The following is a 26836-nucleotide window of genomic DNA, read 5'->3' as shown; positions in this document are numbered from 1 at the left end:
AGAGGCTAATTATGGTCGAGATAGAAAATGGCGTACTGCTGAAATACGAGGAGGACGGGGATTCTTATACCGTTCCCGAGGGTGTCACTGAGATAGCCGAACACGCTTTCTTTGGTGCCCGTGATCTAAAGACTATAGTGTTTCCATCGTCTCTTAAAAAGATCGGCGATAGTGCTTTCCTGTGGGCAGGACTTAAGGAAGTGCATATCCCTGCCAGTGTGGAGGAGATCGAAGACAGTGCTTTTCAGGGCTGTAAGGATCTTGAAAAAGTAACTTTTGAGAATGGTCTACGCACAATTGGCAGAGAAGCTTTCTTTGAGTGTAAAAAGCTGACTGAGGTCATTCTTCCCGAAGGTCTGAAAACCATTGGCGATGCTGCTTTCAGGGATTGTGAGCAGCTTGTTAAGGCAGTCGTCAGCGATGGTACTGAAAAGCTGGGTAACGGCGCCTTTCTCGGCTGCATAAGGCTGAAACATCTGGAGCTTCCATCAACTCTTTCCGAGATAGAACCTGCTGCACTGGCAAATTGCAGATCTTTAGGTACAATTCTTCTGAATGAAAAAAGTCCCTATTATACCATTGTCGATGGAATGATATTCGATAAGGCTATGACGAAGCTAATATACTGCTCTGCGCAGAATGTTAGCGCCGTCATTCCCGAGGGTGTTGAAGAGATATGTGATTATGCTTTCTTCGGCTGTTCAAAGCTTGAAAAAGTCCAGCTGCCTGAAAGCCTGAAACATATATGCAACTATTCATTCAGAGGTACCAAGAAGCTGAACGATGTTTTCTTGCCTGATGGTGTTGATATCGAGAGGGATCCCGAGTTTGCAGAAGACACCTGTATTCATCTTAACGGCAGCCGCGGCGAGATGATGTTTTATCCATGTGAATCACCTTATAACGAGTGTTTTATACTTGTGCTTGGTCGTGATTACAGTATAAATTTTGATCACAAGGCAAAGTATGCTCTCATATTCCGTATGTATTTTGCGGGAATCGAAGGTGCAGCTGAGTACGTCAAGAAGAACTTTGCTAAGATGATCGGAATGGCTATTGAAAACTCAGAGGTCGAAACTGTCAGAAAAGTTCTCGAACTCAGAGAGATGGTCACAAAGCGAAATGTAAAGCGACTTATCGAAAAGTCGGAATACTGTGAGCCGATAAATGATCTTCTCACCGAGTATGCACAGACATTATAAAATAATAAACTCCCGAAACTTCTGTGTTTCGGGAGTTCTTTGTTATTTGTCCGAAATGCTCCAGTCGATGGGCTGCTGACCTGTTTTTGCAAGAAAATCATTTGCAATTGAAAAATGTCTGCATCCGAAAAATCCGTTGTAAGCCGAAAGGGGAGATGGATGGGCTGCAGTCAGCACAAGATGATTGCGGTTGGTAACAAGCTTTTGCTTTTCCTTAGCATTTCTGCCCCACAGCATGAAAACTATGGGTTTTTCCCGCTCGTTGAGCTTTCGTATGACCGCGTCTGTAAGCTGTTCCCAGCCCATACCGCGGTGAGAATTTGCCTGTCCGGCACGAACTGTAAGTACGGCGTTCAGCAGTAGTACGCCCTGACTTGTCCAGTCGGTAAGCTCTCCGTTATTTGGTATGCGGAAACCCACATCGTTCTGAAGCTCCTTGAAAATGTTCAGCAGAGATGGCGGCGGTGCGATGCCCCTCTTGACAGAAAAGCAAAGGCCGTGAGCCTGTCCCTCACCGTGATAGGGATCCTGACCGATGATAACAACTTTAACGTCTTCATAAGCCGTGTATTTAAGGGCATTGAAGATATCGTACATATTCGGGTAGATGGTCTGCTGTGTGTACTCTTTCTTTAGAAATTCACGCAGACGCAGATAGTATTCGCTTTTGAATTCCTCTGCCAGGATATCGTCCCAGCTGTTTCCGATGTTTACCATCAGAATGAACCGCCTTTTGCAGCAACGATAACTAAGCTAAGTATCATAACCGCAACGATAGCGATCACAAGTATCCTCATAAACATAGGTTTTCTGCTGGTTGGCACTGAATTGTTATGCACAAGCTGCTTGTCAACTTCTTTAGCAAGTTTTGCAGCTTCTGCCGCTTTGAATGCGTCGATGTTTTTCTGAGGATTACCGTACTTGTTTTTCATCTTGTTAGCCATTAGATCATATCCTTTCCGATCAATACAGACCGTATATATACTTTGCCGAGATCTTTGATATAATATCCATTTTATTTGCAACTATATCCTCGGAGATGCATCTCATTATCTCCTCGGCTCTCGCAGCTTCTTCTTCGGTTATGCTGTCTGCGCTCATATTTGCTTCAACTGCCATGATCGTCAGCTCTGTCAGCTTTTCATCAAGCTGATGGATACGCTGCTCGTGACACTTGTTTATCAGCTCATCGCATATCTGCATATCCGATAGATTTTTCTTGACTTCGATGTTCAGAACAGAGAGATATTTTAGCGAATAGGTGTATATCGCAGTTACTCTCTTTGCCAGATCCTTCTGTGTACAGCTGTCGTGCATCTTATCAAGGCATCTCTTTCGGTTTATGATTATTGCCGCAAGACCTGCAGCCATTGCCATCAGGGTCATACCGATAGTCTTTGCAACGGGCGATCTTACTATACCACCGCCTTCGGGCTTGCTGCTATTGCTGTCGCTTACCGAAGTATCGCTGTTTTTGCCACTGGAATTCTTTCCGACTGCTCCGCCGGGCTTACCGTTGGAGTTCTTACTGTCATTATGGGGAGAAGTTTTGCTGTTTGTTGGGGCTTTGCTGTTGTTTAAAGGTTTTTTGGAGCTGTTGTTGATATCAGCCTTGCTGCTGTCGGGCTTTGAAGAACTGCTTGAAGCACTGCTTTCGTCTTTTTTATTCACGCCTTTTTCTTCCTTGGTGAGATTGGGGTTATCTCCGTCGTATCCGGGAGTGAACTCTGCCGGCATCCAGCCCGCGCCCTCAATGAATACCTCTGTCCAGGCGTGAGCACATTTGTCTTTTACGACCAGCTCGTATCTGTCGCCGTCCTTAGTGGCTGTCTGCAGCTGGGAGGGAAGTATCATATAACCCTCGATATATCTTGCTGGGTAGCCGAACTTTCTCAGCAGTTGAACGCCTGCGGTTGCGTAATATGTACAATAGCCTTTTTTCTGGTTGGTGAGGAAGTAATCAAGAAAATCCTCACCCTCGGGAGTTTTGCCGGGGTTAGTATCATATGTGAACTTATTGTCGCTGAAATAATTCTTTATTGCGGAATATATCTCGTTGTATGAGCAGTATTCAGGGTTGCTTCTGAGATATTTTTCACATATCTCTTTATAGACCGCATTAAGGGAATCGAGATTAGCAGGGGTCGTATAACTGCGTTTTATATACTGCTTGTAAAGCTCTGTGGTATTCTGGAAACTCGAAGTGAAATGATCCAGATCCGCACATACGAGATTATCTGTTCTCAATATCCAGCTGGGAGTATTAAAAGTCTTGTAATAGACTGTGTAATTCTTGTTAGACTGGCTTATGCGCACATATGAGTCATTATAAGGTGTCATGCTGCTTTTATCGCCAAGTGCGGAATTTGAGTAGCTGTAATCACAGCCGTATGGAGCATAAACGAATTTTGAACAGGCACCTTTTATAATGATATTCATTGCCGCATCAGATGAACCTGTCGCTTCATCTGAATCACTCAGAAGCAGGCTGTCGTAATCCTGTATCCATCTGCCGTTATCTGAAATGTCATCACTTATCTTTTGTATGGTACTGTCGGTTTCAAGGGGCTGCCATTGATTTTCAGCGTATTCGCCCGCAACATAACCTCTCAGGTACATGGTGTAGTTGAAAGGTTCGGTGTTGATTATCATTGCCTTTGAACCATTGAAGCTTATCCCGTTTGTAGTACCAAGGATACCGCCGTTAGTGCCGCCAACTGTGGTCACTCCGAAGAGATTTGATCCGCCGTTGATATCGATAAGGAAATCGTCGGCATGGGTTATATCGAATCTTTCTGCCGCGTGATGAAGATTGTACCTCAGGTCAGCAAAAGAGTCCGGTCTGTAAAAGCCGCTGATTTTTGAGAAGATCACTATTGTCAGGAATACTGTTGCAGTCACCAAAGCTACGAATTTGATATAAACCGTGTAGAATCCTGCTTTAGATTCCGACGATGTGAAGAAGAAGGTCTTTGATTTCTCATGCACCGCAAAGGTGTTGTTCCTGCCTGCTTTGTTAGTGGTGTGGTTAATTATATTCATAGCCAGCACTGTGATCCATGATATAAGCATCATCATCACCGCAGGTGTAGGAACATCGAATCCGAGATACAGTCCCACTTCAACGATAGGGAAGGTCACTATGAACAGCATCGGGAAATCTATCCTGACCACACAGGCGATCACCGTACCTATCGCCACCAGAAGTATCAAAGCTGAGAAGAAATAGTACAAGCCCTGATCTACCGCGGTCTGTGTTTTAAAGAATTCTTTGTAAGCGCTCGTGGCCTGTCCGGGAAGCTCACCTTTTGTAAGATATCCGTGGGCGGCTGCCAGCGCGCCGTATTTTATCACACTGATCTTTCCTATCAGCGGAATGATATACATTATGCTGACTATGTCGGCGCATATTTTGATTATCTTGTGTTTCGAAGCCAGAAGTCCAACGGCGAGTACAGCTACAGTACTGTCATAAGCCAGCAGAAGAGGACTGATACCTGCGTCGGTAAAATTGTTTCCCAGCAGTGCTGCGGAAAATGTTGCCATAAGGGCGATGATGATCCTGAAAGCGAAAAACAGCACCGATGAATGGTACTGAGTCATCCTCATATCGATATCGCCATCTATGCAGATACCGCCGCTGCCGATAAGACCGGCTTCACTCTTAGTTTTGTTACTCATTCTGTCACCTTTATCTTTATCGGAGGGCGCTCGCGCCCTCTCATTAGTTTCTCCTCTCTTACAGACAAAGTTCTCTTATGGAACCTTCGAGCTGTCCCGGATAAACTGGGATAAGCTCTGCAAATTCATCGTAAAGTGCTGTCTGCGAGCCTTTGTCTGTCATAAGCAGATATGTGTATTTGTATGCAAGATCTGCATCACTCATAAGCTCTGTTGCATTGGGACTGTATCCCGTAGATACGTATATGAGATGACCGCACTTCACGCTTTCGGAAGTCCCGATGTAATCAGTGAGCACCGCGTCTTTTGTGTCATAAAGTCTTGCCTGCAAAAGCATACCTACCATGGTGCTGTGGCTCTCGTCATCGTTGATGTTCTGTTCGATGGACATCTGTTTTTCAGCATCGTAGAAGACTGTCCTGTGGGGAACTTCGTTTTCAAGCAGATATTCCGATACAGAAGCTGCAGTTTCAACAGCGGAATCGAACAGAGTCAGTTCATCTGCCTTGCCGTCAGCTTTTGAGAGATCAATCATAAGCACTATTGAATTTGCTATGGGCAGCGAATAATCCTTGACCATGGTCTTGTCCTGCTTTGCTGTCAGCTTCCAGTGTATGCGGTTGAGCTTGTCGCCCTCAACGTAATCTCTTATATCGAATATTTCAGATGGGTCATCGCCCTTCTGTGTTTTTGAATACTCATCGCTTTCAAGTCCCATATCCGCGTAATTTGCTATCTCGTTTTCAAGAGGGATATAATCGGGGAGTATGGTAACAGTGCAGTTTTTATCGAAAACTAAATTGTTTTTGCTTTTGACCTTCATTGTGAAGATCTTCAGCATATCCGATACTTTGCACTTTTTGATATTGAAATCCACCGTTCCGCAGTGTATTCCGGATACTGACAGCGTCAGTATCTGTGTCTCATGTGGATATACTGGGGTATTTATCTTGACAATATTAGTCTTGCCGTCTATCTTGTTCGCATAGGATATCTCGATAAGCAGATTCGGACAGGGCAGCATTGAATCGTTGCTGACTCTGAGCCTTATCGGCAGTTTAGCAGTTCTGCTGACTATCGACTGCTTGTCCGTAAATCCTATCTTCAGTTTCCTCGCTGTGCAGAGGGTCATTATAAACATCACCACAGGTATCACAAGAAGAAAAGCAAAGAGATAGAAAGAAAATGGGTGTTCATACAGTATGTAGAAGAATACCGAAGCTATGAGCAGTACCGTGTATAAAAATGGCATGGCATCGCTCCTGCATTATCTTGCAACTCTCGGCACTTCAACAGTACTGAGTATGTCTTTGAGTACCTGTTCGCCGCTGACGCCGTTGATCTTTGCCTTTGAATTGAACACAACTCTGTGCAGTACAACATCGTTGAATGTGTAAGCCACATCGTCGGGGATAACATAATCTCTGCCCTTGAGAAGTGCAGTAGCCTTTGTCATTCTCAGCAGTGCGATGGTTCCTCTGGGTGATAGACCCAGCTTTATGAACTGGTGATTTCTTGTTGCAGCTGCAAGTCTGGCGATATAGTCTATTACCTGATCGGCGATGTAGATATTCTCCACCTCGTGTCTTGCCCTGATGATATCTTCGGCTGTGACTACAGGGTTTACGCTATCAACAGGAACAAGGCTCTGCTTTGCTTTAAGCATCATTACTTCGTTCTCTACCGAGGGATAACCCATAGTCAACCTTACGATGAATCTGTCCATCTGAGACTCGGGAAGCATCTGTGTACCTATAGATCCTATGGGGTTCTGTGTCGCGATAACTATGTAAGGATCGGGGGCTTTTCTTGTAACTCCGTCAACGGTCACTTTGCCTTCTTCCATTATTTCAAGCAGTGCTGACTGTGTTTTTGAAGAAGTTCTGTTTATCTCGTCTGCAAGGAACAGATTAGTCAGTGCAGCGCCCTGCTTGTATTCAAAACGCTGTGTCTGCTTGTTGAGGATGTTAAAGCCTGTAACATCGGTTGGCAGTACATCAGGGGTGAACTGCAGACGCTTGTAATCCAGTGATAAAGCCTTGGAAAGTGCCACCGCGAGAGTTGTTTTACCAACACCGGGGATATCCTCTATCAGGATATGTCCTCCTGCAAGTATCGAAAGCAGGACTTTGATGATGATCTCATCCTTGCCTATGATGACTTTTTTTACCTCTCCGATAACGTTCTGTGACATAGCAAGGACAGCACGCTGTCCCTCTGTAAGATTTGTGCTCATTTATGATTCTCCTATCTTTATAGTAATGACTACATATATGTTAATTATAACATATCCCCGTATTATTTTCAAGTGTTTCGTGCAGATTTTATCCGATTGTCACATTACTGTTATTTTTCTGATATCTTTGTTTTACAGGTGAATGTCTGAAAATTTTTTAAAATGACTTGTAATTTAAAGTCGAATGTGTTATAATAAAACTAATTTGTTATTTCAGCGGAGGTTTTTTTCATGTGTATGACCTATGACCTTGGAATCGATGTCGGTTCCACAACAGTCAAGACAGTTATCACCCTTGATGGTGAATTCATATACAATCGATATGAACGTCATTTTTCCCGTGTCAGGGAAACGGTAGCAGAACAGCTGAAGCTTATCAGAAAGAGCTATCCAGAGGATAAGTTCCGTATCGCTATAACAGGTTCGGCCGGTCTTGGTATTGCTGAGGCTTGTGGCATACCTTTTGTTCAGGAGGTCTTTTCTGCCTTTGTTGCTGTAAACAAGACATATCCCGATGCTGATGTTGTTATCGAGCTTGGCGGTGAGGATGCTAAGATAATCTTCCTCACAGGCGGCGTTGAACAGCGTATGAACGGCTCATGTGCGGGTGGTACAGGTGCTTTTATAGACCAGATGGCAGGGCTTCTGGGGGTTACCCCCGATGATATGAACGATCTCGCGCTCAAAGCTGAAAAGACTTATCCTATCGCTTCCAGATGCGGCGTTTTTGCCAAGTCCGATATACAGCCTTTGCTGAATCAGGGCGCGAGAAAAGAGGATATCTCTGCTTCCATATTCCAGGCTGTTGTGGATCAGACTGTTTCGGGTCTGGCACAGGGCAGAAAGATCGCGGGAAAGGTGCTTTTCCTCGGCGGACCTCTGACTTACCTCAGCGCACTTCGCCAGACTTTCAAAAATACACTTTCTCTCAGCGATGATATGGCTATCCTCCCTGAAAGGTCTTCATGCTATATCGCTTACGGTGCGGCTCTCCATGCCCATGACCTTGCAGAGGAAATGACCATCGATCAGGCACTCGAAAAGATCTCTAATGCCAAGACAAATGATAATATAGTTGTCGGCAGGAGATTGTTTGAATCCCAGGCAGATTACGCCGAATTTATCGAGCGTCACAAGAAATCCGACCTTAAATATGAGGACATCGTTACTTACGAGGGTGACGCATATCTCGGTATAGATGCGGGTTCAACCACAACAAAGCTGGTGCTCATCACTCCCGAGGGCAAGCTGCTTTATCAGCATTACTGCTCCAATCAGGGTCAGCCCTTGGATATCATAGCTTCAAAATTAAAGGATATCTACCGTCTTGCAGGTGACAAGCTGAAGATAAAGGCTTCGGCTGTTACGGGCTATGGCGAGGAACTTATAAAAGCCGGACTCGGCGTTGATTTCGGTATTGTTGAGACTGTTGCTCACTACAAGGCTGCGGCTTATTTCTGTCCCGATGTTGATTTCATCATCGATATTGGCGGACAGGACATCAAGTGCTTCAAGATAAAGAACAATGCTATCGACAGCATAATGCTCAACGAAGCTTGTTCTTCGGGCTGCGGCTCTTTCATACAGACTTTCGCAGGTGCTATGGGCTATGATATCGCTAATTTCGCACAGCTTGGTCTTTTTGCAAAAGCCCCTGTTGAACTGGGCTCAAGATGTACCGTGTTCATGAACAGTTCCGTAAAACAGGCGCAGAAGGACGGCGCTACTGTTGAGGATATCTCTGCCGGTCTTTCTGCTTCAATCATTAAGAACGCTGTTTACAAGGTCATCAGAGCTAAATCCATCGAGGAGCTTGGACAGAACATCGTTGTTCAGGGCGGAACTTTCCTTAATGATGCTGTTCTGCGTTCCTTTGAGCAGGAACTGGGCAGGAACGTTATACGTCCCGCTATTGCAGGACTTATGGGCGCTCTTGGTTGTGCTCTTTTTGCTAAGGAAAAATCCGAGAGTTCTGCCGATTATTCAAGTATAATCAGCAAAGAAGACCTTGATTCATTTACATATACGTCCCGTGCTTTACAGTGCGGCGGCTGCGGTGCTCATTGCAATCTTACAGTTATACGTTTCAATGATGGTCACAGATTTGTGGCAGGAAACCGCTGCGAAAAGGGTGCAGGCATCAAGATAACCGACCGCACCGAGAACATGATAGAATATAAGTACAACTACATCAGAGAGCTTGAAAATAAAAAGACCCGCATGAAGCCAATCGCAACGGTGGGATTGCCTCTGTGCCTGTCTTATTATGACCTCATGCCTTTCTTTGTACAACTTTTCACTGATCTGGGCTTTAAGCCTGTGTTCTCCGAGGAATCTACCAGGGAGACTTATTACAAGGGTCAGCAGACTATCCCCTCGGATACCGTCTGCTATCCTGCAAAGCTTGCCCACGGTCATATCGAGAGCCTGCTTGAAAAGGGTGTCGATTTCATATTCTACCCATGTATGAGCTATAATATCGATGAGGGCGGTTCTGATAACCACTTCAACTGTCCTGTTGTTGCTTATTATCCCGAGCTTCTCAAAGCCAATAACGACAAGCTAACCGAGGATAATTTCATAGCTCCTTATCTTGACCTGAACAACAAGAGTCACGTTGCTAAGGCTATGGCGAAAGCGCTGAAAAAGTACGGTATCTCTGCAAAGCAGGTAATGAGTTTGTTGAACAGAGCTTACTCTGCACAGATAGATTTCCGTCGTGATATCAAGGGCAAAGCGCAGGAGATAATCCTTGAAGCCCGCAGCAAGGGTCAGAAGATCATCGTTATCGCAGGCAGACCTTATCATATCGACCCCGAGATAAATCACGGCATACACAAGCTGATAGCGTCCCTCGGATTTGCAGTAATTACCGAGGACAGCGTAGCTAGTCTTGTTGATACTCCCGCACTTGATGTTCTCAATCAGTGGACTTATCATTCAAGAATGTACCGCGCAGCAAAATATGTATGCGAGAATGATGATATGCAGATGGTACAGCTTGTAAGCTTCGGCTGCGGTATCGATGCTGTTACCACCGATGAGGTCAGGGCTGTGCTTGAAGAACAGGGCAAGCTCTACACTCAGCTTAAAATAGATGAGATAACCAATCTTGGTGCTGCCAAGATAAGACTGCGTTCTCTTGCGGCTGCCCTTGAAGAAAAAGACGCTCAGGCTGCCCGCAAAAAGAAGAATCAGTCCGCAGTCTGAAAAAGGTAATCTCTTGTTTATTTGGAGGAATAGAAATGTCTGAGACAAATTCATGCAGCATCCCTCACTCAGGGTCGGACAGAGTACATAAGTCGTACTTCGACAAATCAAAAAAATCGGATTATCTTGTACTTATCCCCGATATGCTGCCGATACACTTCAAGCTGATAATGGCGATATACGAACAGTACGGCTACCGTATGGAGCTTTTGCAGACTTCCACAAGAAGTGTGATTGATGAGGGTCTGAAAAATGTTCACAACGATACTTGTTATCCTGCGCTGCTGGTAATAGGTCAGTTTATGGACGCACTGAAAAGCGGCAAGTACGATCCCGATCACACTGCGTTGCTCATCTCGCAGACCGGCGGCGGCTGCCGTGCTTCAAACTATATCCATCTGCTGAGAAAGGCGCTTTCATCAACTTTCCCGCAGGTGCCTGTGCTTTCACTGAATTTCAGCGGACTCGAAAAGGACGCTTCGATAGAAGTATCACCCTCTATCGCGCTGAAGCTGATATATGCTGTTCTCTACGGTGATATGCTGATGCTGCTTTACAATCAGTGCAAGCCCTATGAGATCCAGCCTAATTCTACAGATGAACTGTTGGCAAGATGGCAGCATCGTCTGGGAAAAATGTTCCATACAAAGCGCGATTATATGAGTACCACTAAGATATATCGCGCTATGCTTAAGGATTTTGCCGCATTGCCCAGAACCAAGGAGAAGAAGCCGAAGGTAGGTATTGTGGGCGAAATATATGTTAAGTACTCACCACTTGCTAACAATCACCTGAATGAATTCCTGCTGAGCGAAGGCTGTGAGCCCAATGTACCGGGACTTCTCGACTTTGTTATGTACTGCGCTTCTGATGCTGTTAACGACAGGAAAATCTATGATAACAAGAGCAAGAAGTCTCTGATATACGGCATCGGATATGATGTTCTCTACAAGTTCCAGAAACAGCAGATAAAGGTCATCAACGAGCAGGGAGTATTCCAGCCGCCTCATGATTTCGAGCATCTTCGCCATTGTGCTGACAAGTACATCAATCAGGGCGTAAAGATGGGCGAGGGCTGGCTGATAACAGCTGAAATGGCGGCTCTTGCTGAGACGGGAACAAAGAATATCATCTGCACTCAGCCTTTTGGCTGTCTGCCGAACCATATCGTTGCAAAGGGAAGTGCCCGCGTTATCAAGCAGGCGTACCCCGATGCGAATATAGTCGCTATTGACTACGACCCCGGTGCAACAAAGGTAAATCAGGAGAACCGTATCAAGCTTATGCTTGCTAATGCAGTGCTTTAAGGAGTTTTTCTTATGAACGATATCCAATGGCTCGAAAATTGGTACAGATCACAATGCGACGGTGACTGGGAGCATTGCTACGGCGTACGTATATCGACTTTAGATAACCCTGGTTGGGCTGTGCAGATCAATCTTAATGAGACACCATTATTTGGTGAACCGTTTGATACAATAAATATCGACAACGGTGATGATGACTGGATAATATGCCGTATAAGGGACGGTTATTTTGAGGGTAATGGTGATCCTAACAAATTGGAGAAGATTATTTCGATTTTCAGACATTGGGTCGAGGATACAGAACGGAGGTTTTGAATATGGAATTCCAGAATCTTATTGAAGCAAGAAGAAGCGTGCGCAAGTACGCTGACAGGGAAGTCACCCGTGAGCAGGTGGAGGAGATCATCAGAGCGGCTCAGGAAGCACCCTCATGGAAAAATCAGCAGACATCAAAGTACTATTGCGTACTTTCCAAGGATAAGCGCGAGGAACTCAGGACGACTTGTTTTCCATCATTCAACGAGCAAAGATGCATGAATGCTGCATTGATAGTCACTGCTTATGAAAAGAACAATGTAGGCTTTGATGACAACGGCCAGCCGATAAACGAGCTTGGCAACGGCTGGGGCTGTTATGACCTCGGTTTACAGAATATGCTGTTCATGCTAAAAGCAAAAGAGCTCGGTCTTGATACTCTGGTTATGGGTATCCGCGATGGAGAAAAGCTTCGTGCTGCGCTCAATATCCCCGAAAATGAGGAGATAGGTGCTGTACTAGCTCTTGGCTATGCCGATGAAGAGCCTAAAAGACCCAGACGCCGCGAGCTTTCTGATATTGCTAAAATATTCTGATATGATATAGTATTCTAAAAGTCGGAGGGAAAGATCCTTCCGGCTTTTTCTTATCTGAAAATCACGTGAAGATTTGGTAAAAACGGTTGCAAACAAAGTTCGAATGTGGTATACTTACTAAGTGAATTCTTTAGGAAAGGGATAAGTCTAAATGAGTACCAGAGGCTTGGAAAAGGGATATGTGCGTGATAAGACACGTGTAATAGCACAGCGCAGAAGTGCCGCAAATATGGTATCGGCACTGATATGCACTGCGGCTGTTGGCGTTGTTTTTTCAGGACATCTTATTTATCAGTCTTACTATTCCGCAGGCTGGCATACACATTCTGAGGGTACTTACTATATCTCTCCTGAGACTAACGACCGAGTAACAGGCTACCAGATCATCGACAACACATGTTATCTTTTTGATGACGATGGTATCATACTCCCTCCGGGCTGGCATGATTTCCGTGGTGATACCTATTATCTGGGCGAAGACGGTGTGATACAGAGAGGTACTGTTGAGATCGATGGTGAAAAGTATTACCTTTCGACCGAATCAGGCATTTTCAGAACAGGTCTTGTGGATATCAATGGAAATGAATATTATTTCGACGATCACGGTTTCCCGGGAACCGGCTTTTCGGAGAATTCATATTTTGATGAAAACGGAAAACAGCGACGCGGTTGGATAAACGTCGGCGGTGTGCAGTATTATTTCAAGAACGACGGCAAGATGGCTGTAGGCTTCTATGAGATCGAAGGCAAGGTATACTATTTCGATGCAGACGGCAAAATGGCAACTGACTGGAAAGTCATAGACGGAAAGCGATATCTGTTCAATGAGGACGGTGTTCTCCATCACGGCTGGATCGAAAAGGATGGGAAATATTTCTATGCCGATGACGAAAGCGGTGCCTGTGTTACCGGCTTCTATAAGCTCGACGACAAGACATATTATTTCGATACTCGCGGTGAGATGGTCAAGAACTGGAAAAAGATCGATGGCAATACCTATCATTTCTCTACTGACGGCGTAATGACAGTCGGCTGGTATGAGGAGAAAAACAACAAGTACTATTTCTCTGAAAAGGGTGAAGCGGCTAAGGGCTTCAACAAAATAGGCAAGGATTACTTCTATTTTGACGATGAATTCAAAATGAGGTCGGGCTGGCAGAAGATAAACGGTTCAAAGTATTATTTCGGACGGGGCGGCGTTGTGGCAAGCGGCTGGATTGAACTGGCAAGCGGTGAAACGAACCCGATTACACTGGAGCCTATAATGCTGAAATATTACTTCTATCCCGAAACTCATGATGCAGCTTACGGCTGGGCAACTATCGGCAGTGATGCGGCAGAGGTCAAGCTTTTCAAAAAAGATATGTCGGATATTCGGAAGTTTGAAAAACTTTCTGATGAAAAAAGAGCTGCCCTCACCTATGACGAGATAGCAAGTTGGAATGATCTTAATAATAAATACAGAGATGATACCATAGAAAAATTCCAGAAAGATGTCTATGACAAATTTGGCAGTGATGTTCTGGGAAATTACTATTTTTACAGTGATAACTCTCTTGCATACGGTTGGATAACCGTGGGTGATTACCGTTTCCATTTCGATGAGGAAACAGGAAAGAAGACACTGGGATGGGCGACAATCGATGGCAAGCGCTATTACTTTGGTGAAACGGGTGCTGCCTGCACGGGTGAGTTCAGCGGCAATGAAGAGAATTATGTTTTCTCTTCTGATGGTGTACTTTCTGATGGTATAGTAAAGCTGGATGGTCAGATAAAGTACAAAAAGGGCAGTGAAGAATGGCTGACAGAGAGTTTCCATACCGAGGGTAACAAGACTTATTATTTCGATGCGGACGGAAACGCAGCTATCGGCTGGACTGAGATCGATGGCAAACGCTATTTCTTCAATGATGAAGGCGTTATGCATATCGGTGTCTACAACGATGACGGCAATATCTACTATCTCAGCAGAAATGGCATCGAAGAGAACAAGTGGGTTACAGTTGATAATGGTAAGATTTACTATTTCGGCAGTGACGGAAAAGCCTATAAGGGCTGGAAAACTCTGAATGGCACAGAGTTCTACTTCGGCGATGACGGCACTTTGCAGGAGGGCTGGACGACCATCGAGGACAAGCGTTATTACCTTGAACACGGTGTTATGCTGAGAGGTCCCGTGACAGTGGGAGCAGAAATGTATAATCTCGGCGAAAACGGTTATGTGACCGAGGGCTGGCTTACCTGGAGCGGTGATAAGTACTACAACCTCAAAGGCGGTGTAGTTGCTATCGGCTGGCAGGAGATAGAGGGTAAACAGTATTACTTCGACTGGCAGGGCATACTTGTCACGGATACTGTTATCGAGGGCATTAAAGTTGGTCCTGACGGAGCGGCTGTTAGTGAATAAAAACATACGGCTCATGATACTATCGTGAGCCGTTTTTTTGTGGGAATCCTGAAAAAAACAGACCCGTGCATAACGGGTCTGTAATCATATCAGTTCTGTTTTCTGACTATAGCATATTCATCGTCAAGCCTGTAATAGGGGCATGCATAGTGAGGTTCATTGAAAAGCCTGTACATCTCATCCTCGTCAAGATCGATCTCACAGGAATAGCATTCCAGTTCTTCGTCATAAACGTTGTTCACACAGCTGTCGCATGAAGTGAAGCTTGGCTTTTTCTTTTTTCTCATATATCCATCACCTGTTTAAGTACTTCGTTGACCTGCACAAGCGCATTGAAAAGCTTTCCCATATCCTCATCTGATACTTCCGAGAACAGCTGAAGCAGATCTTCACGAATATCTGTTTTCATCTTTATCAGGAAGCTCTCGGCTTTTTCGGTCAGTGATATGTTCACGACACGCCTGTTGTCGGGCTGATGTGTTCTCTCGATGAATCCCATATCCACCAGCTGTGCCACCGCGCGGGTAGCCTGCTCATTAGATGTATTTATCTTTGAAGCCAGCTGTGACATATTCATCTGTCCACATACGGAAAGAGACAGCAGAACTATCTGCTGAGTACGTGTAACATGGTATTTCTTCTGGTCAAATGTATCGAATACCAGCTTACGGCTCAAAGGGTATATTTCGTAGAACTGCATTATGCAGCCTGTTCTTATCTCATTGTTCATTTTTGTATCCTCCCGAATGTTTTTTGTTCTGAACCTTTGCCTTTTTTTGACATTTTTGTAAGGTACTGTCATTATTATACTATATGGGAGGAACATTTGTCAATGTACTATGTTTATCAATATTTGATTTTGCTAAACTGTATTTTTGTTAAACATTGTGTTTTGTCATGGAAGGTACCCTTCGATCGTGTCCCGGATATCAGCAGCGGCGCACCCGATGATATCATCTGGTGTGCTGCATATTATATGTGATTTGTATTACTGATTGTTTATTGCAGAATTCTCGTAATCCTCTTCATAGATCGCGATCATCTTCAGCAGTTCTTCAGCATCAAGGTGCAGACCTTTTGCGTAATCTCTGATCTCAGCCATTGTGAACTTATCTTCTGAGTTACCCAGTGTCTTTGCAAACATGGCAGCAGCACAAGCGAGCTTCATATTTTCGCTCATTTCGTCTATGCTGACATAGCTTGCCAGCTTTACAGCCTTATCCACCAGCTTGCTTTCGTTTTCGTCCTTCTCCTTGTATCTTACGGATACAGTCAGAAGTTCCTTGTCAAGATCAGTCTCGTCTGCTTTTTCGGGAGCGGGGTACTCAACATCGTCCTGATATTTGAGTGTGCGCTTGCTGTCGTCGCTGTCAGCCTTTGTGTCGGTCATGATTATCTCATAAAGTGCCGTTACCTGCTGAGCCGCACCGACATCGCCTGCGTCCTTGGTGTCGTCCTCAAAGTCCTGATCTTCAAGAAGTCTGTTTTCATATCCCACCAGCTTGTAATAAGCCACATTTGCAGGATTGAACTCCACCTGTATCTTAGCGTCCTTAGCCACTGTGAACATGGTACCGTTCATCTCGGTAACGAGAACTCTTTCAGCTTCTTCAACGCTGTCGATATAAGCGTAGTTTCCGTTTCCATTGTCAGCCAGTGCTTCAAGCTTGTTATCCTTGTAGTTGCCCATGCCGAATCCCAGTACTGAGAGGAATACGCCGTTGTCGCGCTTTTCCTCGATGAGTGATTTCAGTTCTTCTTCGGAAGACAGACCAACATTCAGGTCGCCGTCGGTGGCAAGGATAACTCTGTTGTTTCCACCCTTTATGAAGTACTTCTCAGCAAGTTCGTAAGCAGTGTTTATGCCCGCTGCACCAGCGGTGGAACCGCCTGCTGTCAGACCTGCAAGTGTTGAAGCTATGGTCTCATAGTTAGCGCCGCTCTCACCTTCGAGTTCGATGGTATCTCTGCCAGCGTAAGTAACGATGGATATCCTGTCATTCTCACCCAGATTCTCAGCAAGCATCGCGAAAGCCTGTGTAACGAGAGGCAGCTTGTTAGCATCAGCCATCGAACCGCTGACATCGATCAGGAAAACGATGTTTGAATCAATGTCCTGCACATCGATATCCTTAGCCTGCAAGCCTATCTGCATAAGCTTTGCATCATTGTTCCAGGGGCAGTCGGAAAGCTCGGTGTTTATGGCTATCTTGTCGTCGCCTGTAGGATATTCGTATTCATAGTTGAAATAGTTAATGAACTCCTCTGTTCTTACTGCGTTGGGCTCGATATTCTGACGGTTTTCCAGCATACGTCTTACATTGGTGAATGAAGCTGTATCAACATCGGTGGAGAATGTCGAAAGGGGGTGCTCGGCAACGCTGAGGAATTGATTTTCCGCGTAGTAGTTGTATTCCTCTGTGTTGATATCTATATCCACATCTTCGTTATAATAGCCTTTTTCTTCTGATTGGATGGCCTCGTTATCCGCTGACGGTCGAGTATCTCCGACGTTACCATTGAATTCCGGGGCGGTCAATTTGTCATTTTTTCTACCTGATGAATCTTTGCCGCTGCCGCAGCCTGTCATCATTCCTATTGCCATTGTAAGCGAAAGTACCATCGCAGTTATCTTTTTAGTATTCTCTTTCATAGTTATCGTCCTTTCTGTATGGGTATCAGATATCAAATACCGATTTTAAGTATTCCGTAAATTAATCGTTAACGGATATTCCGCCTGTTATCTCCACACCTGGATCATCATCCGATTCGGTCACATCGTAACCATCAGCATACTGCACAGCATCTACCAGATCGGGGATAAGGTCGATGGGGAATTCATAGTAGCAAGTCTCGCGGTACTCATCGTTCTCGTCAAAATAGCTTATGCAGAATATGAAGCTGTTTTCGTAGCCTATCAGAGTTACGCCGTTTCCGTCGATCTTTTCATTGCCTACCCTGAATGACTTTGTATCCTCGAATTTCATGTTAGTCATGAAGCCCACTGTCTCCAAACTGTTCAGCTGTTCGACTGATACTGCCAGATCAAGAGCTTTTTCTTCCGTACCGGGGGTAGCCATTCCTATAAGGATATACTTTGCACCCTCAATACGGTTATCCCAGCTCTGACGAATGTGGCCGTTGTTGTACATTTCAAATCCGAATGCGCCGTCGCCTATGATGTAATTGTAGTATGAATCAAAATCGCAGTCATCCAGCTCAGACGTTGTCTCTTTATCGGGTTCTGAGGTGGTTTCATCATCGGTAACGTTTGTGTCGGTTGATGTCTGTGTGTTTGCGGAAGCCTTTACGGGAGCTTCACTGTCATCGGGCTCGGTAACTTTTCCGCAGCCGCCCAGTACCATTATTGCCGCAGCGATGATGGCTGCATATCTCTTTTTCATTTTAACTGCCTCCTTATGCATTGTTCCACTGGTTCAAAAAGCTTTGTAGGTCAAGACTTGGCGTGTACTTCATTCTGTCGAAGTAAAAATCGTTCACATTAAGGCTGTCCTTTTCAAGATCTTCCGCGCCGCCGCTGAGAGCTGTCCAGCCGTTCTGGAATACTGCACCGCCGTCTATTGTTATCTCTATCTGCGGAGCATTCTCAAATACTATGCTGTAATTGTCTTCGCCTGTGCGTTTGAGCGGCAGCAGGTACTCCCTGTTCTCCTGCAGGATGTACGGTGTGCTGCTGTTCAGTACGATCTCGGAAACGATAAGCTCGCCGTCTTTGTCGTACATCGAATTTACCTGCAAAACGTATGTTGCACCTTCTGATGAAAGATCGGCTTCAGCGACAGTAACGTCTGCAAAGCAGTCTGTTGACTTGAATACCTTGTCTTCAACGAAGTACTCATCGCCGCTTGGAATGTAGTCTGCCACGTATGCTACCGTTCCCGTTGCATTCAAATGAAGCTGGTCGTATTTTACTGTAGTTTTTACAGCTTCAGATGCTTCATCGTTCATACTTGCGTGTCCGTCAATAGGAAATACTCCGTCAGTCTGATCATCTTCCGCTTTAATACCTGTTTTGTTCTCTGTTCCGGTTGTAGTTGCTTTTTCATCATTTTTATTCTCCGACGCTGTCTCCTCTGTTCTGTCGGGTCTTGAGAGCGGTATCTTATCCATAGCAGCTTTTGACTTTTTGGATTCGTTCATTATATTTACTCCAGCAAATACAACTATGAACGCCGCTGCAACTGCTGCTATCTTCATGTATCCGCCCGAACGCTTTATCTGTTCTCTGTTCTCTGTGTAAGTTGTCTCGCTTTTTGTCTCTGTTTCTTTTTTGTCTATCTCCTCGGATATTCTGTTCCACAGCTTATCCATATCGGGTGCAGTATCCTGGATATGCTGTGTGTATTCTTCTTTTAAGTTAGCCATAAATACTGCCCTCCTTTACTGTTTTTTTCAGCTTGTTCAAAGCTTGTTTGTATCTCCATGCAACAGTGCCAAGAGGAACGCCCAGCGTTTCGCTTATCTCCTTAAAGGTCATATCAAGACCTGCTCGGAGGTTGATGATCTCTCTTTCTGCTTCGTTCAGGGTTTCCAGCGCTTGTTTGAATGCCATTCCGCTTTCAACCTGAACATCAGTAGGATCTTCGGGGTCTGCCTGTTCCTCGGTGTATATGCCGTCATCGTCTATCGTGTATTCCTCGCGTTTTCTCTTTCTCAAGAAGTCGATAGCCATATTTCTTGCCATCACCGTTATGTAGCGCTTGTGTCCCGTTCCGGAACGGTACTGCGCCGCTGTCTCCCACAGTCTTAAAAACATATCGCTCGTCAGGTCCTCAGCGTCCTGAGGACTTTTTACCACAGCAAGCATCTGTTGATAAATAAGCTTGCCGTAGCATGAGTAGATATCTTTAAGACCGCTCTTGTCTTTACCGAGTATCCTTTGGATACACAGGTCGAACTCCTTGTCGGTCAAATCTATCATCACCCTTCGACATAATATATACGTTTGGTCTTACGAATATTTTTGGTGTGATTCTGCACAAACTTTATATTTGAAATTTGTACGTTATCACGAAAATGAATATAGACATAATTCGATAATAATTATAACACGTATCTTTTCAAAAGTAAAGGTTTTAGGCTATTAATTCTCGAAAAAACGTGTTCTGTCATTTTTTGATCAAAAAAAGAACCACACCGAAAGCGAAATTCGGTGCGGTTCTTTTAATTATATCGGAAGATAAAATGTTACTGTCCGTTTATCACGCTTTTTCAGCTCTTGCTTCCTTAGCAGCCTCAACAAGATTTTTCAGGCTGGGGATGGTTTCCTCATTGCCTCTTGTTTTGAGACCGCAGTCGGGATTTACCCACAGCTTGGAAAGAGGAATACGATCAGTCATCTTAGCGATAGCTGACTTGATCTCTTCCTTGGAAGGTACTCTGGGCGAATGGATATCGTATACGCCGGGACCAACTTCTGTGCGGAAATTGTTCTCTTTCAGGACATCAAGTATAGTCAGGTCGGAACGTGAAGCCTCGAATGTGATAACATCAGCATCCATATCATCTATATCCTTGATGATGTCGGCAAATTCGCTGTAGCACATATGAGTATGTACCTGAGTCTCAGGCTTAACACCGCTGTGAACATATCTGAATGCGGGGATTGCCCAGTCAAGATAGTCTTCTCTCCAGTCGGACTTTCTCAGAGGCAGCTTCTCACGAAGTGCAGCTTCGTCTACCTGGATTATGCTTATGCCGTTTGCTTCAAGATCAAGAACTTCCTCACGGATAGCAAGTGCGATCTGGAATGCGCACTCTTTCAGTGTGATATCCTCACGGGGGAATGACCAGTTAAGGATAGTTACAGGACCTGTCAGCATACCCTTCATTGGCTTCTTTGTCAGGCTCTGAGCATACTTGGACCATCTAACGGTCATGGGCTTAGCTCTGGAGATATCGCCCCAAACAACGGGAGGCTTAACGCAGCGTGTGCCGTAGGACTGTACCCAAGCCTTCTCAGTGAAGATGTAACCGTCAAGGCACTCGCCGAAATACTCAACCATGTCATTACGCTCGAACTCGCCGTGAACCAGTACGTCAAGACCGATCTCTTCCTGCAGTGCAACGCACTCAGCTATCTTCTTTTCAACAAACTTCTCGTACTCATCAGCACCAAGCTCGCCCTTGCGGAAAGCGGAACGCTTAGACTTGACATCAGCAGTCTGAGGGAATGAACCGATGGTCGTGGTGGGGAAGAGAGGCAGTTCAAAACGAGCCTTCTGGATCTTCTCACGCTCTGCAAATTCGGGAAGTCTTACAAAATCCTTCTCTGTCAGTGCAGCTACCTTTGCTCTTACATCAGCATTACCGCCTGATCTCTGCTCACTGTGGAGTGCCTTGTTGTTTTTATATTCAGCTGTCTCGGCAGGCTTATCGGCACTGAGGATAGTTTTAAGCTCAGCCAGCTCGCCAAGCTTTTCCTCTGCATAAGCAAAGTGCTTCAGGTAGCTTTCATCGAGCTTTGTCTCGTTAGCAAGTGTGCAGGGAACGTGCAGCAGAGAGCAGGAAGTGCTCAGCACGATGTTCTCAGCATACTTTTTCAGCTCGTTAACGGTGTTAACGGTCTTCTCATAGTTGTTTCTCCAGATGTTCTTACCGTTTACAACGCCTGCAAACAGGATCTTGCTCTTGGGGAAACCGTTAGCTTTGATGAGTTCAAGAGTGCGCTTGCCCTCAACAAAGTCAAGACCGATACCGTCGAAATCAAGTGAAGTGAGTTCGTTGTAGCAGTCGCGTACATCGCCGAAGTATGTCTGTAAAAGAACCTTGACACAGCTCTTGCCTGCAAGTATCTTCTTGTACAGGGATACGAACAGTGCTGTGTCCTCTGCGGTCATGTCCTTAACCAGAGAAGGTTCGTCTATCTGAACCCACTCAGCACCAAGTTCAGCAAATTTCTTCAGCAGTTCAACGTAAGCTGCGGCAGCTGCTTCTGCAAAGTCAGATGCTGTCTTTGTGCCTGTGTATCTTGCCAGCTTCAGGAATGTATATGCGCCTATAACAACGGGCTTTGTCTTAACACCGTTGTCAAGTGCTTCCTTGAAAAGATCAAAAGGCTTTGTGCCAGCAAGCTTGATCTCTGTAGAATCGCTTACCTCGGGAACCATGTAGTGATAGTTGGTGTTGTACCACTTCTTCATAGCCAGTGCCTTAACGTCACCCTTTTCGCCCTGATATCCTCTTGCAGCAGCAAAGAATGTATCCAGTGTGGAAAGACCAAGACTGGTGTATCTCTCGGGTACTGCGTTCAGCAGAAAAGCTGTATCCAGCATACCATCATAGAATGAGAAGTCATTTGAGGGGATAAAGTCCAGACCGCTTTTCTTCTGTATATCCAGATTATAAAGACGGATAGACTTTGCTGTCTTTTCCAGTTCGTCAGCTGAGATCTCATTTCTGAAATACTTCTCACTTGCGAATTTCAGCTCACGAAGATTTCCTATGCGGGGATAACCAATAATTGATGTATTCATTTCCTATTCCTCCGATATGTTTTATTGTATTTATATTATAACACACTTTTCTGAAATAGGGAAGTACAGATTTTTTATGTCGCGATATAGTCAAAAACTATATCAGGGCTATTTGTGCGTGATTCTTATACTTATTTGGTATAAATAACTCTTATAAAAGGTGCTGTAGTTTATAAATAGAGCATATAAGAGAATTTGTTTACTCATGTCTTTACTTTTTCATAGAACTGTGTTATAATAAATGTATATTTATACAGAAAGGAAAGTATAAAAATGAGCGAAGAATGTACACACGATTGCAGCAGCTGTTCAGCTGACTGTTCATCGAGATCTCAGGGCATCGAGAAAGCTGCCCCTCATTATATGTCAAATGTTAAAAAGGTAATTGCTGTTGTCAGCGGTAAGGGCGGAGTCGGCAAGTCACTGGTAACTTCTCTGCTTGCAGTTGATTTTGCAAGAAAGGGCTTCAAGACAGCTGTGCTTGATGCCGATATCACAGGTCCATCTATCCCTAAGATCTTTGGTATAAATGAAAGACCCGTCACCACAGAAGACGCACTTTTTCCCTGTGAGAGCGAATTCGGCACTAAGGTAATGTCCATAAATCTGCTTATGGAGAACACATCTGATCCTGTTATATGGCGCGGTCCTGTTATTGCAGGCGCTGTTACACAGTTCTGGACAGATGTAGCATGGGGCGATGTTGACTATATGTTTGTTGATATGCCTCCCGGAACAGGCGACGTTCCCCTGACTGTTTTCCAGTCACTTCCTGTTGACGGCATAGTTATCGTAAGCTCCCCTCAGTCACTGGTATCTCTGGTAGTTGAGAAGTCAGTTAAGATGGCTAAGATGATGAATGTTCCCATACTCGGTCTTATCGAAAATATGAGCTATCTTAAATGTCCCGACTGCGGCAAGGAGATCAAAGTGTTTGGCGACAGCCATGTTGATGAGATTGCTAAGGAATACGACCTGAAAGTTCTTGCCAAACTGCCTATCGATCCGCTTACAGCTACTCTCTGCGACAGCGGTAAGATCGAGATAATCGAGAATGATACTATTGCGGCTTTCAAGGATTTAAAATTCTGATAAAGCATAATAAAATGCTCTCCCTTGCGGAAGAGCATTTTTTATTTGTCATTTACTAAATTGCTTATCCATATCCCTGAACGAACCATGAAGAAACCTATGACCACCTTAATGATCTCAGAGAAAGTTATCAGTGCAAACATGGGATGGATATCCATTTTTGTGAAGTGTCCGATGATAAAGGCACAGGGTATCACTATCACCCATGTGAACACGAAATCGAACAGGAAAGTAAGACCTGTTTTGCCGCCGCATCGCAATGTGAAATAGCAGGCATGGGTGTATGACCACAAGGGCATTGCGATAGCCTGAATTATTATCATATAGCTTGAAAGGTCTTTGACTGCTTCGCTCGTTTTGTAGACTTCGGGGAAAAGCGGTGCCAGAGGTACGATCGCTATGGCAAGTATCAATGTTGATGCAACACTGAAAAACCTCAGTTTATCATCTGTGCTTTTTGCCTGTTCCAGCTTGTTGGCGCCAAGTTCTGCGCCGACGATTATACCTATGCATGAACCGAGCTGTATGAATACTACGCTGAAAAGGTTGGTTATTGTACTGCTGATATTTTTTGCGGCAACAACGTCAAGACCTCTCTCTGAATAGCACTGTGCAAGCACTGACATTCCCGCTGCCCAGAGAAATTCGTTTATCAGCAGAGGAGAGCCTTTTATCGTAATGGCACGAACAAGATTCGTAGGTATTCGCATACTTTTGAATAGTCCCACAGCGTATGGATTTCGTTTTGGATTTGTATGTGTCCATACTATCACCACCCCTGCTTCTATCGCTTTAGCGATAACGGTGGCAACAGCCGCACCTTTTACTCCCATTTCAGGCATACCAAGTTTTCCGAAGATTAGTCCGTAGTCAAGCACCACATTGACTCCTACCGCAGTCATTGAACTTATCATAGGGATAGTTGTGATGCTGCATTCACGAAGTGTGCTTGAATAAGCCTGCCCAAGTCCAAAGGGTATCAGCCCGATTATCATAATGCCCATGTATTCCTTGGCGCTTTTTATGGTAAGTGCTATCATTTCGGGGCTGTCCTCGTCACTGATGAACAGCTTTATCAGCGGTTCGTCGAAGAAATGCAGTACCAAGGCGCCAACAGCTATTGTGACGGTGCATATGAACAGCTTGAACCGCATTGTGTGCCGCAAACCGTCATTGTCGCCCTTACCGAAAAACTGTGCCCCGAATATTCCGGGACCCGCAACCGCGCCGAACACGGTTATATTGAATACAAATATGAACTGATTGACGATGGATACTCCGCTCATCTGTTCAGTGCCGATCTGTCCCACCATGATATTATCTATCATGCTGACAATGTTGGTGACCAGATTCTGAAGTATCATTGGTATCACTGTAACAAGCACACGCTTGTAAAACGCCTTGTCGCCAATATATTTTTCTTTGAATGATGTTTTCATGGTTATCTCCTTTTTTATCATGTGGGATATTATATCACAGTTCGTAATAATATGCAAGTCAGAACCTGCTTTATTTACAGTATATTGATATTCAATGCGGCAGAGTGTTTTACATATTGTGGTATAGACTCATAAGATAAATAATAAATGTTAAATTTCATTTTTTGTCTTGACAAAGCAGCGGAAATGTAGTAAAATTAATTAAATAACACAGATAATTGCTATGACGGAGCAAAGTAGTCAGGTAAGCGTGTTTCAGAGAGTCTGCGGTCGGTGTGAGCAGACAGCGCCCTATGATGAAGTTACTCTCCAGAGCTTTCGGCTTGAAATCTTTAGTAGGGTCGGACGTTTCCCGCGTTAAGGACAATGAGGTCGGCATATGCCGATAAACTGAGGTGGTACCGCGTTGATAACGCCCTCGGAGGACTTTGTGTCTTTCGAGGGATTTTTTGTTTTATAACGCGACCGATATCGATCATGGGTGCTGACTATGGAGTACATAAAGGCAAAGACTATTCTGCAAAAATGTAAGGATAACTCGTGGTTCGGCAACGACTACAATATGAACCTTTACCGCGGATGCTGTCATGGGTGCATATACTGCGATAGCCGCAGTGAATGTTATCAGATAGAGGATTTTGACAAAGTTCGTGCCAAAGAAAATGCCCTTATGATACTGCGTGATGAACTTCGCAGAAAGGTCAGAACGGGTATTATCGGTACCGGTTCAATGTCAGACCCATATAACCCTTTTGAAGGCGCTGAAAAGCTCACCGAAAAGTCGCTGATGCTTATAGATGCCTACAATTTCGGGATAACGGTGATAACAAAATCACCGCTGATAACCAGGGATATACCTCTGTACAAGCAGATATCCGAGCATTCACCCGTGCTTTGCAAAATGACTATAACCACCGCAGATGATAAGCTTTCGCGCTTGGTCGAACCCAGAGTTGCTGTGTCTTCCGAAAGGTTTGATGCGCTGGCAAAAATGTCAGATGCGGGATTGTTCACAGGTATCACTCTGATGCCTGTTCTTCCGTTTATTGAAGACACTGAGGATAATATCAGGACGATAGTCAGCAGGGCGCATGAATGTGGAGTGCGGTGCATTTATCCTGCTTTCGGCATGACACTGCGAGCAGGAAACAGGGAGTATTTCTATCAGAAACTTGATGAAAGTTTCCCCGGGTTGAAAGAAAAGTATATAAGGTACTTCGGTAACAGATATGAATGTGTATCACCAAACGCAAAAAAGCTGTGGAAAGTTTTTACCGAAGAGTGTGAAAAATACGGCATTCTTTACGATATGAAAGCAATAATCTATGCATATAAAGCAAGATATGATGACGGTCAGCTGAGCTTTTTCGACTGATCTGACTCACCGAAAGGTTGTGATAAAAATGATATTCTCCGCGGATATCATTGTATATGAAAGACATATGAGAGGTCTGTAAAAATGACTTGTGAAGTGTTGAGAGAAACGATGATATCTATTCTCTCAAACGCAGTATCATACTTGATAACAGAGATGTGCTGCTTGCTTTAGTTAATGATAATTAATATAAATGGAGCTTCCTGTAACCAAACAAATCAAGGGGTTGCAAAAAAGAACACCTCAGTGTAGAATGTAAATACTGACGATGCGAAAGTTAGTAATACAAACTACAGAAAGGTGTCCTCTATATGTATTATACACAAAATGAAAAGATTTTGCAAGTAGGAGAAGAAAAAATAATTGTCGGGATCGATGTAGGCAGCGAAAAGCACTATGCCAGAGCATTTGACTGGAGAGGGATGGAGTATTCAAAGAAGGCCTATGTGTTCACAAATGACGCAGAAGGATTCGCAGGCTTTTTTGAATGGATCACCGGGATCATGGAAAAGAGCGGAAAAGAAACCGTTATGCCGGCTA

21 protein-coding genes, 1 pseudogene and 1 other annotated feature are annotated in these 26836 nt (G+C 44.5%); of the genes and pseudogenes, 9 read left to right on the top strand and 13 right to left on the bottom strand.

The window, feature by feature from the left end:
• The first annotated feature begins 11 nt into the window (after positions 1-11).
• Positions 12-1202, top strand: a complete 1191-nt coding sequence (locus tag BM265_RS13500; RefSeq protein ID WP_074962340.1) for a leucine-rich repeat domain-containing protein — start codon at positions 12-14, stop codon at positions 1200-1202.
• Positions 1203-1244: 42 nt separating this feature from the next.
• On the opposite strand, the gene BM265_RS13495 is transcribed toward BM265_RS13500, so the two are convergent.
• Genes BM265_RS13495 through BM265_RS13475 form a run of 5 tightly spaced genes read right to left on the bottom strand, consistent with a single transcriptional unit; the run spans position 1245 to position 7119 of the window.
• On the bottom strand, positions 1245-1919 hold the full coding sequence (locus BM265_RS13495; protein ID WP_074962339.1) for a uracil-DNA glycosylase: 675 nt from the start codon (positions 1917-1919) through the stop codon (positions 1245-1247).
• On the bottom strand, positions 1919-2146 hold the full coding sequence (locus tag BM265_RS13490; RefSeq protein ID WP_074962338.1) for a hypothetical protein: 228 nt from the start codon (positions 2144-2146) through the stop codon (positions 1919-1921). Before BM265_RS13490 ends, BM265_RS13495 begins: the two co-directional genes overlap by 1 nt.
• A gap of 19 nt (positions 2147-2165) precedes the next feature.
• Positions 2166-4883, bottom strand: a complete 2718-nt coding sequence (locus tag BM265_RS13485) for a transglutaminase-like domain-containing protein (protein ID WP_074962337.1) — start codon at positions 4881-4883, stop codon at positions 2166-2168.
• A gap of 58 nt (positions 4884-4941) precedes the next feature.
• Positions 4942-6135: a DUF58 domain-containing protein gene (locus BM265_RS13480; RefSeq protein WP_074962336.1), complete on the bottom strand. Its 1194-nt coding sequence runs from the start codon at positions 6133-6135 to the stop codon at positions 4942-4944.
• A 15-nt stretch (positions 6136-6150) separates the two neighbouring features.
• Positions 6151-7119, bottom strand: a complete 969-nt coding sequence (locus BM265_RS13475) for an AAA family ATPase (protein WP_074962335.1) — start codon at positions 7117-7119, stop codon at positions 6151-6153.
• Positions 7120-7350: 231 nt separating this feature from the next.
• On the opposite strand from BM265_RS13475, the gene BM265_RS13470 reads away from it, so the two are divergent.
• From BM265_RS13470 to BM265_RS13450, 5 genes are all read left to right on the top strand, one after another.
• On the top strand, positions 7351-10329 hold the full coding sequence (locus BM265_RS13470; protein WP_074962334.1) for an acyl-CoA dehydratase activase: 2979 nt from the start codon (positions 7351-7353) through the stop codon (positions 10327-10329).
• A 35-nt stretch (positions 10330-10364) separates the two neighbouring features.
• The gene (locus BM265_RS13465) at positions 10365-11636 is read left to right on the top strand and encodes a 2-hydroxyacyl-CoA dehydratase (RefSeq protein ID WP_074962333.1); all 1272 of its coding nucleotides are present in this window, start codon (positions 10365-10367) and stop codon (positions 11634-11636) included.
• A gap of 12 nt (positions 11637-11648) precedes the next feature.
• Positions 11649-11951: an immunity 53 family protein gene (locus BM265_RS13460; RefSeq protein WP_074962332.1), complete on the top strand. Its 303-nt coding sequence runs from the start codon at positions 11649-11651 to the stop codon at positions 11949-11951.
• A 2-nt stretch (positions 11952-11953) separates the two neighbouring features.
• The gene (locus tag BM265_RS13455) at positions 11954-12487 is read left to right on the top strand and encodes a nitroreductase family protein (RefSeq protein ID WP_074962331.1); all 534 of its coding nucleotides are present in this window, start codon (positions 11954-11956) and stop codon (positions 12485-12487) included.
• Positions 12488-12638: 151 nt separating this feature from the next.
• Positions 12639-14894, top strand: a complete 2256-nt coding sequence (locus BM265_RS13450) for an N-acetylmuramoyl-L-alanine amidase family protein (RefSeq protein ID WP_074962330.1) — start codon at positions 12639-12641, stop codon at positions 14892-14894.
• An 89-nt stretch (positions 14895-14983) separates the two neighbouring features.
• Here the strand turns inward: BM265_RS13450 and BM265_RS13445 are convergent, their stop codons facing one another.
• The 7 genes from BM265_RS13445 to metE all read right to left on the bottom strand — a co-directional run bounded on the left by BM265_RS13445 (position 14984) and on the right by metE (position 22390).
• On the bottom strand, positions 14984-15181 hold the full coding sequence (locus tag BM265_RS13445) for a DUF6472 family protein (RefSeq protein ID WP_074962329.1): 198 nt from the start codon (positions 15179-15181) through the stop codon (positions 14984-14986).
• Positions 15178-15624, bottom strand: coding sequence for a MarR family transcriptional regulator (locus tag BM265_RS13440; protein ID WP_074827778.1), 447 nt, complete (start codon positions 15622-15624; stop codon positions 15178-15180). The genes BM265_RS13445 and BM265_RS13440 overlap by 4 nt, the downstream gene beginning before the upstream one ends.
• Before the next feature lie 258 nt (positions 15625-15882).
• On the bottom strand, positions 15883-17547 hold the full coding sequence (locus tag BM265_RS13435; protein ID WP_074962328.1) for a vWA domain-containing protein: 1665 nt from the start codon (positions 17545-17547) through the stop codon (positions 15883-15885).
• A 61-nt stretch (positions 17548-17608) separates the two neighbouring features.
• Positions 17609-18298 (bottom strand): hypothetical protein, encoded by a 690-nt coding sequence (locus tag BM265_RS13430; RefSeq protein ID WP_074962327.1) that lies wholly within the window; start codon positions 18296-18298, stop codon positions 17609-17611.
• Positions 18299-18311: 13 nt separating this feature from the next.
• Positions 18312-19280 (bottom strand): hypothetical protein, encoded by a 969-nt coding sequence (locus BM265_RS13425; RefSeq protein ID WP_074962326.1) that lies wholly within the window; start codon positions 19278-19280, stop codon positions 18312-18314.
• Positions 19273-19836, bottom strand: coding sequence for an RNA polymerase sigma factor (locus tag BM265_RS13420; protein WP_074962325.1), 564 nt, complete (start codon positions 19834-19836; stop codon positions 19273-19275). The genes BM265_RS13425 and BM265_RS13420 overlap by 8 nt, the downstream gene beginning before the upstream one ends.
• 280 nt (positions 19837-20116) lie before the next feature.
• Positions 20117-22390, bottom strand: coding sequence for a 5-methyltetrahydropteroyltriglutamate--homocysteine S-methyltransferase (metE, locus tag BM265_RS13415; RefSeq protein WP_074962324.1), 2274 nt, complete (start codon positions 22388-22390; stop codon positions 20117-20119).
• Positions 22391-22663: 273 nt separating this feature from the next.
• On the opposite strand from metE, the gene BM265_RS13410 reads away from it, so the two are divergent.
• Entirely contained in the window at positions 22664-23482 is an 819-nt protein-coding gene (locus BM265_RS13410; RefSeq protein WP_074962323.1) for an Mrp/NBP35 family ATP-binding protein, read from the top strand.
• Between the two features lie 41 nt (positions 23483-23523).
• Here the strand turns inward: BM265_RS13410 and BM265_RS13405 are convergent, their stop codons facing one another.
• Positions 23524-24921 (bottom strand): MATE family efflux transporter, encoded by a 1398-nt coding sequence (locus BM265_RS13405; protein WP_074962322.1) that lies wholly within the window; start codon positions 24919-24921, stop codon positions 23524-23526.
• Between the two features lie 214 nt (positions 24922-25135).
• Positions 25136-25344 (top strand) — a binding site (T-box leader).
• A gap of 67 nt (positions 25345-25411) precedes the next feature.
• On the opposite strand from BM265_RS13405, the gene BM265_RS13400 reads away from it, so the two are divergent.
• Positions 25412-26296, top strand: coding sequence for an SPL family radical SAM protein (locus BM265_RS13400; RefSeq protein ID WP_074962321.1), 885 nt, complete (start codon positions 25412-25414; stop codon positions 26294-26296).
• A gap of 311 nt (positions 26297-26607) precedes the next feature.
• A pseudogene (locus BM265_RS13395) lies at positions 26608-26836 on the top strand (IS110 family transposase); the annotation flags it as partial.

The organism is Hominimerdicola alba, from assembly GCF_900112155.1.
In the GTDB taxonomy this organism is placed as follows: Bacteria; Bacillota; Clostridia; order Oscillospirales; family Ruminococcaceae; genus Hominimerdicola; species Hominimerdicola alba_D.
The sequence above is the reverse complement of the archived record's forward strand: the minus strand, read 5'-3'. Positions and strand labels throughout refer to the sequence as shown.